Origin of the sequence: Halobacillus sp., assembly GCF_049282395.1 — a bacterium.
Taxonomy (GTDB): Bacteria; Bacillota; Bacilli; order Bacillales; family Halobacillaceae; genus Halobacillus.
This window is the reverse complement of record NZ_JBAPTY010000082.1, coordinates 1-2043: the sequence shown is the minus strand read 5'-3', so window position 1 is coordinate 2043 and position 2043 is coordinate 1. Positions and strand designations below refer to the sequence as shown.

The window sequence follows — 2043 nt, the reverse complement described above, 5'->3', positions numbered from 1 at the left end:
GAATCCTATTCCCTGTTAGTGAGCACACTTCAAAAACAGAGCGCAGGGGGAAAGCTTACAAACTTCTATTACTTCTCCCATTCGTCATTCGGAGAAGATCCACAACTTCAGAAAGTTAACTTTCCTGACCCTCATTCACGTTTGGAATTAAAAGAGGTTTCTGATCTTGAAATGACAATGGAAGAGAACTCCGTTACCCTCTTGTTCAAAGGTTTTGGTGCTACAAAAACGACATATGCTGATTCCCCGGAATTTAACATATACAAAGCAACCTTGTCCTTACAGGGAAATACTGAAGTCATACGATTGAGTAACACCCCCAGTCCCTCAGTTGAACCCGTTTGGTTTGAAGGAGCAGATGCGGCAATTTGGATTGATCAAGGCAGTGACAATAAAAATAAGCTTATGCTCTCCTCAGCTAAACCATCGATCGTCAAGCAAGCTGATCGGATGAACCAGGAAGCATTTATTCAAAGTCTAGGAAAGACCGTCGGAATGTTTTCTACAGGAATGTTCTCTATTGTTATTGCAGGCTTATGGTTTATATGGCCCCTATTTTTTATTGTCGTCATAACGTTTTCCAACAGTCGAGCCATGGATCATAATCGCTCCTGGATATTTTACACTGGAATGATGATTTACTTGGCAGCGGCCATCCTCTTTAGAGAAAGTATGTTTACAAACCATTTAATGGCAAAAGCACCAGAATATTTAAGTTTTCAGGGAAGTTCAATTATTTACCTGCTTGGCTTTGCTATACTTACGTACTTACTCCTGTCCTATGGAGTTAGGGAGAGGGATTGGTCTGTTTTTATTCGCTTAACATATTTTATAGGTATTCACATAATCTTGGTTACCGTGTTTTTCGGTCCTTACCTATTGTAAAATTGCACAAAAAGAAGCAGAAGGGATCTACCACTTCTGCTTCTTATCGTTCATCCATTCTATTAAGTTTTTATATTTATATGTTGGCTGCTTCTGATAATTCTCTATTTCCTGGAATGAACTTACTCCTGTTTCCACCATTAGTGTATCCATCCCTGCATTAATCCCAGCCAAAATGTCAGTATTATAATTGTCACCAACCATAAGAACCTGCATCTCATTGTAGCCTAAACGAGCGAGGGCCTGTTCCATGATGATCGATTCCGGCTTTCCAATAAATATTGGTTCAATTCCGGTGCTTACGCTGATAACAGAGGTTAACGCTCCATTCCCAGGTACCATCCCTCGCTCTGTGGGTATCGATCGATCTCCATTTGTACTGATAAACGAAGCTCCATTTCTTACGTGCAGACATGCTTTTGTCAGTTTTTCGTAATTAATATTATGATCGATTCCAATTATGACAAAATCGGGATGATCATCAACCAACTCATGTCCTTCCTGAACCATGGCGTCCACCAGACCTTGTTCCCCAATGATGTGAACCTTGGAAGGCCCTTGCTGCCGACTAATATAAATAGCTGCAGCCATGCTGCTTGTCATAATTTGATCATTACGTGCGGCAATTCCCAGATCATTCAATTTATCAGCAACTTGAACGGCGGTTTTTGAGGAATTGTTCGTCAAAAACATAAATGGTAGCTGGTTTGTTTCCAGATAGTTGACAAACTCTGAAGCTCCTTCCACTCTCTTTTCTCCTCTATACATTGTTCCATCCAAATCAATCAGATAAGCTTCGTATTGGCTCATTCAAGCACCTTCTTCCGTAAAATTAGACACATGTAGAGTTGTTATTTAATTATGTATAAACCATGGGCTCTGATATTGATTTAACAGTAAAGCTCCCATTACTTGAAGACTCAGTTTCGAGATATTGGTGAGCGAAAGGTCCTCCGGGGGACGATTTCGCTTTCCGGCCCAGCACGACGCAGGGTCGTTCGACGTTGCCACAGGACGTGGCGATCTTAGTTGAACATCCCATGTGGTAAGCTTCCTCAGGCTTCGCCTTCCGGGATCTTACCGATCATGTTCATCCCACAGGAGTCTTCATCGTCCCCCTCCGGACCTTGCGAAATTTGGAGCTCGAAATCCTCTTCG

Annotated in this window: 2 protein-coding genes; one reads left to right on the top strand and one right to left on the bottom strand. The window is 41.9% G+C overall.

All coding sequences use genetic code 11. The features are described 5' to 3' along the window. On the top strand, window positions 1-885 hold an 885-nt coding region (locus tag WAM07_RS04170), incomplete at its 5' end, for a hypothetical protein (RefSeq protein ID WP_422165026.1). A 27-nt stretch (window positions 886-912) separates the two neighbouring features. Here WAM07_RS04170 and WAM07_RS04165 read toward each other — a convergent pair. After that, window positions 913-1695 carry a TIGR01457 family HAD-type hydrolase gene (locus WAM07_RS04165; RefSeq protein WP_422165024.1) on the bottom strand — a complete coding sequence of 261 codons (783 nt, stop codon included), beginning with the start codon at window positions 1693-1695 and terminating at the stop codon, window positions 913-915. Window positions 1696-2043 lie beyond the last annotated feature (348 nt).

Bases quoted from the DNA above. Each gene is read 5' to 3' on its own strand.
- WAM07_RS04165 (WP_422165024.1), bottom strand. From the start codon at position 1,695: ATGAGCCAATACGAAGCTTATCTGATTGATTTGGATGGAACAATGTAT.